Below are 6,837 nucleotides of genomic sequence, written 5' to 3' on the forward strand. Positions count from 1 at the left end.
ACTTCCATGCGGTCGAGCAGCGGGCCGGGAATGGAGTCCAGCGTGTTGGCGGTGCACACGAAGAGCACCTTGGACAGGTCCAGGCGCAGATCCAGGTAGTGGTCGAGGAAGTCGACGTTCTGCTCCGGGTCCAGGGTTTCCAGCAGTGCCGACGCTGGGTCGCCCTGGAAGCTCTGGCCCATCTTGTCGATTTCGTCGAGCATGATCACTGGGTTCATCACCTCGACGTCCTTGAGCGCCTGCACCAGCTTGCCCGGCTGGGCACCGATGTAGGTGCGGCGGTGGCCCTTGATTTCGGCCTCGTCGCGCATGCCGCCAACGCTGAAGCGATAGAACGGTCGGCCAAGGGACTCGGCGATGGACTTGCCGACGCTGGTCTTGCCCACGCCCGGCGGACCGACCAGTAGCACGATGGAACCGCTGATTTCACCTTTGTAGGCGCCCACGGCGAGGAATTCGATGATGCGCGTCTTGATGTCATCCAGACCGGCGTGGTGCTGGTCGAGCACCTTGCGTGCATGCTTGAGATCCAGCTTGTCCTTGCCGTAGACACCCCATGGCAGGGCTGTGGCCCAGTCCAGATAGTTGCGTGTGACAGCGTACTCGGGCGAACCGGTTTCCAGAATCGACAGTTTCTGCATTTCCTCGTCGATGCGCTTCTGCGCCGCGGGCGGCAGGGTCTTGTCCTGCAGGCGCTGCTGGAACTGCTCGACGTCGGCACTGCGATCGTCCTTGGTCAGGCCCAGCTCCTGCTGGATGACCTTGAGCTGTTCCTTGAGGAAGAACTCGCGCTGGTGCTCGCCGATCTTCTTGTTCACCTCGGCGGAGATTTCTTTCTGCAGACGCGCGACTTCGACTTCCTTGCGCAGCATCGGCAGGACTTTTTCCATGCGTCGCAGCATCGGCACGCAGTCGAGCACGCCTTGCAGCTCGTTGCCCGTGGCCGAGGTGAGCGCGGCGGCGAAGTCGGTCAGCGGCGAGGGATCGTTGGGGCTGAAGCGGTTGAGGTAATTCTTCAGCTCTTCGCTGTACAGCGGGTTGAGCGGCAGCAGCTCCTTGATGGCGTTGATCAGCGCCATGCCGTAGGCCTTGACCTCGTCAGTGGGCTCGATGGGCTGCTGCGGGTACTCGACCTCCACCAGATAGGGCGGACGGTGATGCTTGAGCCAGGTGCGGATGCGCACGCGCGACAGACCTTGCGCGACGAACTGCAGCTTGCCGTTTTCGCGGCTGGCATGGTGGATCTTCACCAGGGTGCCGTACAGCGGCAGGCTGGAGGTATCGAAATGGCGGTGGTCGTCGGGCGGGGTGTCCATGAAGAACAGCGCCAGCGAGTGGTGTTCGGTGTTGGCGACCAGGTCGAGGGTTTCCGCCCACGGCTCTTCGTTGACGATGACCGGCAGCACCTGCGCGGGGAAGAACGGACGGTTGTGGATCGGGATGACGTAGACCTTGTCCGGCAGGTTCTGCCCAGGCAGGGCCAGTTCGGTGCTGGAGTGGGTCGAGTGCTCGATGTGCTCGTTGTCCAGATGTTCGGAGGGATTCTCGTTGGATTCCTGCTGGTCGCTCATGGGGCACCTGCGTCAATGACTATGCTGCTTAGATGGGGCGGGGGGCGACTGGTTTCAATGGCGGCACTGAAGCTTTGCGGCAGGCGGCCGATAAGGGTTGTAACCGGGCTTGTAACCGGCGCAGGCCGAACGCGACGGCAGGCAACATTTCCATTCGTCAGGTAGATTTCATGCTCAGGTTAGGCGCCTTGCTCAGCGGTTTGGTCTTCAGTACCTGGGTCGGCGCTGCCTCGTTCGAGGCACGGATCGTTCAGGCCGATGGCGCACCTCTGGCCGACGCGGTGCTCAGCCTGTCCGGTGGCCCGGCTGCCGTGGGCTCCAGAAAGGCCACGGCGATCATGGACCAGCGTGCGCAGAAGTATCTGCCGCACGTGTTGGCGGTCGCCACGGGCACGTCGGTGTCGTTCCCCAACAACGACAACATCCGCCATCAGGTGTATTCCTTTTCACCGGCCAAGCGCTTCGAATTGCGTCTGTACGAAGGCACGCCGAGCCAGCCGGAGTTGTTCGACAAGCCGGGCGTCGTGGTGCTGGGCTGCAACATTCACGACTGGATGCTGGGCTATGTCTACGTGACCGATGATCCCTGGTTCGCCGTCAGTGATGAACAAGGGCGCGTGCGTTTCGATCAATTGCCTGCGGGCCACTACCAAGTGAGTCTGTGGCATCCGCGCAGTGCAGATGCGCACGTGCAGCAGACAGGAAAACTGGACATGACGACGACGGACATGACGCAGCGCTACACCCTGACGGTCGAAGCGACGGCGGACGACGCGGTGCAGGAACCGGCGACCAGCCCATTCAGTGAGGCATTCAAAAAGGCTGCCGGTGAAGCTGCGCACTAGTTTCCAGGCGCGTATCGCCTGCGTCCTGATCCTGCTGCTGTTGGTAGTGGTAGGGGCGTTGACCGTGGCCGTCAAAGTGGCCACCAATGACGCCGTGCGTGCCCAGGCCCGCGATCAGCTGCAGGTGGGCACGCGGGTGTTCGAGCGGTTGCTGGACATGCGCGGGCGTCGTTTGCGCGACGGCGTACAGTTGCTGGCGGCGGACTTCGGTTTCCGCGATGCGGTGTCCAGCGGCGATTCGGCGACCATCCGTTCGGCCCTGCAGAACCAGGGTGCACGTATCGGTGCCACCGACATGTTCGTGCTGGACATGGACGGCCGGGTCCTGGCCAGTACGGTCGATCAGGTCCCCACCGGCAGCGTGTTTCGCTACGACACGGCGCTGCGCGAACTGCGCCGCAGCAATCAATCAGTACTGTTCGTGCCGTTGCAGGGGTTGCCGCACCTGCTGGTCGAGGCGCCGGTGCTGGCGCCGTTGCCGATCGCGCGCGTGGTGATGGGCTTCAGCATGGACGTGGCCCTTGCCCGGGAGCTGAATTCCCTGACCAATCTGCAGGTGTCTTTTCTCAGCAGCGAGGCGGGCAGAGCCGGCGAGCTGGTCAGCACCCAGCCGGCAGAGCTGGCCGCCAGCATCGCCCAGTGGATGCAGATCAATGAATCGGCGGCGCAACGCATTTCCTTGTCCGAACACGAGGAACGTACCTACCTGAGCCAGCCGTTGCTGCTGGCCAGCAGCGGCGGTGCCGAGGGTGGGCGGGTGATGGCGCTGCTGCAGAGTCCGCTGGACGAAGCCATGCGCCCGTTCATGGCGCTCGACCGCAATATCTTCGGCATTGCCCTGGCGGCATTGCTGGCCTCGCTGGTGGGCGCGCTGTTGCTGGCGCGCAGTGTCTCGCTGCCGCTGCAAAGCCTGGCTCGGGCCGCGGGGCGCATCGGCCATGGTGACTACCAGACCGACGTGCCGCTGGACCGTACCGACGAGCTGGGCGTGCTGGCCCAGGCCATCGGCCGTATGCAGGCGGGGATTGCCGAGCGCGAGCAGCGACTGGCGCACAACGCCCTGCACGACGCCCTGACCGGACTGCCCAATCGCGCATTGGCCATGGAGCGGCTGGGCAGCGCGATTGCCGCCGACCGCCCGATCGCGCTGCTGTCCGTCGGTATCGATAACTTGCGTGAACTTAGCGAAAGCGGCGGCCCGACCTTTGTCGACAAGCTGCTCCAGCAAGTCGCGCAGACCCTGCTGGAACTGGTACGGCCCGGCGACACGGTGGCACACCTGATCACCGACGAATTTCTCCTGCTGCTGGAAAACGTCGACAGCGACAGCGCCGTGGCGGTGGCCGACAAACTGCAACAGGTGTTGCTGCAGCCTCATCGTTTCGGGGGGCACGACGTGGCGATCGACTGCCGCATCGGCATCGCCGCCTTTCCCGCCGACGGCTTGAGTGCCGAAGAATTGCTCGCGCGCTCGGCCATTGCCATGCGCGACGCCGCCGACATGCCGGGGCGCCTGCAGGTGTATCAGCACGGCCGGGACCTGGCGCACCAGCGTCAGGTGCGCCTGATCCGCGACCTGCGCCGCGCGGCGGCGAATAACGAGTTGTCCTTGCACTACCAGCCCAAGCTGGACCTGCGCGACAAGCAGGTCCGTCAGGCCGAGGCCTTGCTGCGCTGGCAACATCCGCAACTGGGCAACGTCTCGCCCGGTGAGTTCATCGAACTGGCCGAGCGCACCGGCAGTATCCAGACCCTGACCCGTTGGGTCATCGAGGAAGGCATTCGGCAGTTGAGCGAGTGGAACGCCCGCGGCCTTGTCGTGCAGCTGTCGCTGAACATTTCCGCGGACGATCTGCTCGGAGCCGATCTGCACGAGCGTGTCCTGCGCCTGCTCGATCTGTACGGCATATCAGCCGAGCAGTTGATCTTCGAGATCACTGAAAGCGCAATCATGCGTGAGCCGGAAAAAGCCTTGAAGGTGCTCAACAGCCTGCGCGACAGCGGTATCAGCCTGTCGGTCGACGACTTCGGCACCGGCTATTCGTCATTGGCCCACCTCAAGCGCTTGCCGGTGCAGGAGCTGAAGATCGACCAGTCGTTCGTGCGTAACCTGGATGAAACCAGCGAGGATGCGGTGATCGTTCGTTCCACCATCGAGATGAGCCATAACCTGGGCCTCAAAGTCGTGGCCGAGGGCGTGGAATACGAACACAGCCTGCGTCTGCTGGAGCGCTGGAACTGCGATACCGCCCAAGGCTATCTGATTAGCCGACCTTTGACGGCGGCTGCCTTCGAAGCCTGGATGCAGCCTCCTTTGCCCACCTCGACTGCCGTTGTTCACTGAGGTCATGATGCGAAAAGCCCTGTTGTTGTGCTCGCTGGCCCTGTGTTGGCAGCCTTCTCTTCATGCCAGTGAAGGCCGCCTGCTGGCGACCGGCGGTGCCAGCAGTATCGACGGGGCTGCGGGCGGCGGCATCACGCCTTGGGCGGTGCTGTCCGGTTACGGCGAAGAAGGCGAGTGGGGCGCAACGGCGTTCGCCACGCGCGTGGACCTGCCTGACTACCGGCTGGACGTAGCCGGCATGGCCGCCAGCTATGGGAATCGCATCGAATTTTCCTACGCCAGGCAACGCTTCGACCTGGGCTCGCTGGTGCACAAGCTGGGGCTGCCCGAAGACAGCCTCAGCCAGGATGTGTTTGGCGTGAAGGTGCGTCTGTTCGGCGATCTGATCTACGACCAGCTGCCGCAAGTGGCGCTGGGTCTGGCATACAAGCGGCAGAAGGATTTTCTCATCCCCAGTCTGGTCGGCGCGCAGCGTGACGAAGATGTCGAGGGCTACCTTACGGCCAGTCGCCTCTTCATGGGCGCGGCGTTCGGCTACAACCTGCTGATCAACGGCGGTGTGCGCTACAGCCGCGCCAACGAACTGGGCCTGCTGGGTTTTGGCGGCGACCGGCATGACAGCCGCAGCCTGTTGAAAGAAGGGTCGGTGGCCGTGCTGTTCAACCCGCGCTGGGCGCTGGGTGTGGAGTACCGGGAGAAGCCGGACAACCTGTCGTTCGCCGGTGAAAGCGATTGGGCGGATGTGTTCCTGGGGTATTTCCCCAACAAGCATCTGGCGATCGTGCTGGCCTATGCGCGGCTGGGTGAAATCGCCACGCTGGATAACCAGAACGGTACCTACCTGTCCGTGCAGGGGAGTTTCTGAGATGCGCCTTTATGTGCTGGGCATGGCCCTGTTGCTGGGTGCCTGCGCGGGCCAACAGCAGCCAGCGCGTGACGACAGCCTGTACCAGGCACTCGGCGGCAAGCCGGGGATCAGCCGGATCGTGGAGGGAATGTTGCTGAACGTGGCCCGGGACGAGCGGATCGTCGCGCACTTTCGCAACGTGAACATCGAGTTGTTGCGTCGGCAATTGATTGACAGGTTCTGCGTCGAGGCGGGTGGGCCGTGCACCTACACCGGCGATGACATGGCCGAGGCGCACAAGGGGCAGAACATCAGCCGCAGTGAGTTCAATGCGCTGGTGGAGGATCTGATCAAGGCCATGGAAGCGCAGGGGGTTCCGGTGCCGGCGCAGAATCGGCTGCTGGCCAGGCTGGCGGCGCAGCGGGGAGAGGTGATTGAGAAGTAGGGGGTGTCAGTGAAGCCCTATTCGGGGCCCTATTCGCCGCCTAACGCGCAAGCCCGCTCCCACAGGTTTTGCTTCATACCCAGCTATGTGGGAGCGGGCTCTGCCCGCGAATAGGCCTCCACTGACCCCCCTCAAAAAAAACGGCTCCCGAAGGAGCCGTCTTACGTTACGCCAGCATCACTTGCTTTCAGGCAATGCGAACGCCATCACGTAGTCACCCTGCTTGGTGCCCAGCGAGCCATGCCCGCCGGCAACCACCACCACATACTGACGACCGTCCTTGCCGGTGTAGGTCATCGGGGTGGTCTGCGCGCCCGCTGGCAGGCGGCCTTCCCACAATTGCTTGCCGTTACGGATGTCGTAGGCACGCAGGTACTGGTCAAGCGTACCGCTCAGGAACGACAGGCCGCTGGCGGTGGTGAACGTACCACCCAGGCTTGGCACGCCCATGGTCAACGGGATCGGCACAGGCGAGCTGTCGCGCACGGTACCGTTCTTGTGTTTCCAGATGGTCTGGTGCGTGGTCAGGTCGACCGCCGCAACGTAGCCCCAGGCCGGAGCCTGGCACGGCAGGCCCATCGGCGACAGCAGCGCTTCCAGGATCACGCCATAAGGTGCGCCCTTGTTCGGCTGCACGCCTTCGGTTTCGCTCTTGCGACCAGGGCCGCCGGCCACTTCTGCAGCAGGCACCAGCTTGGAGCGGAAAGCCATGTAGCTTGGGTTGACGAAGGCCACCTGGCGTACTGGGTCGACCGACAGGCCACCCCAGTCGAACACACCGAAGT

6 protein-coding genes are annotated in these 6,837 nt (G+C 63.6%); 4 read left to right on the forward strand and 2 right to left on the reverse strand.

The window, feature by feature from the left end:
• On the reverse strand, nucleotides 1-1,571 hold a 1,571-nt coding region (locus B2V21_RS03755), incomplete at its 3' end, for an AAA family ATPase (RefSeq protein WP_286916065.1).
• Between the two features lie 170 nt (nucleotides 1,572-1,741).
• Between B2V21_RS03755 and B2V21_RS03760 the strand changes: the two genes are divergently transcribed.
• Genes B2V21_RS03760 through B2V21_RS03775 form a run of 4 tightly spaced genes read left to right on the forward strand, consistent with a single transcriptional unit; the run spans nucleotide 1,742 to nucleotide 6,052 of the window.
• The gene (locus B2V21_RS03760) at nucleotides 1,742-2,416 is read left to right on the forward strand and encodes a methylamine utilization protein (RefSeq protein WP_286916066.1); all 675 of its coding nucleotides are present in this window, start codon (nucleotides 1,742-1,744) and stop codon (nucleotides 2,414-2,416) included.
• Nucleotides 2,400-4,760, forward strand: a complete 2,361-nt coding sequence (locus B2V21_RS03765; RefSeq protein WP_282345978.1) for a putative bifunctional diguanylate cyclase/phosphodiesterase — start codon at nucleotides 2,400-2,402, stop codon at nucleotides 4,758-4,760. Before B2V21_RS03760 ends, B2V21_RS03765 begins: the two co-directional genes overlap by 17 nt.
• A 4-nt stretch (nucleotides 4,761-4,764) precedes the next feature.
• Nucleotides 4,765-5,625, forward strand: a complete 861-nt coding sequence (locus tag B2V21_RS03770; protein WP_376787123.1) for a DUF3034 family protein — start codon at nucleotides 4,765-4,767, stop codon at nucleotides 5,623-5,625.
• Nucleotide 5,626: 1 nt separating this feature from the next.
• Nucleotides 5,627-6,052, forward strand: coding sequence for a group I truncated hemoglobin (locus B2V21_RS03775; protein WP_282345975.1), 426 nt, complete (start codon nucleotides 5,627-5,629; stop codon nucleotides 6,050-6,052).
• Between the two features lie 177 nt (nucleotides 6,053-6,229).
• Here the strand turns inward: B2V21_RS03775 and B2V21_RS03780 are convergent.
• A partial coding sequence (locus tag B2V21_RS03780; RefSeq protein WP_286916067.1) for a PQQ-binding-like beta-propeller repeat protein occupies nucleotides 6,230-6,837 on the reverse strand: 608 nt, incomplete at its 5' end.

The organism is Pseudomonas sp. UBA6276 (assembly GCF_002438365.1).
Lineage (GTDB): Bacteria > Pseudomonadota > Gammaproteobacteria > Pseudomonadales > Pseudomonadaceae > Aquipseudomonas > Aquipseudomonas coleopterorum.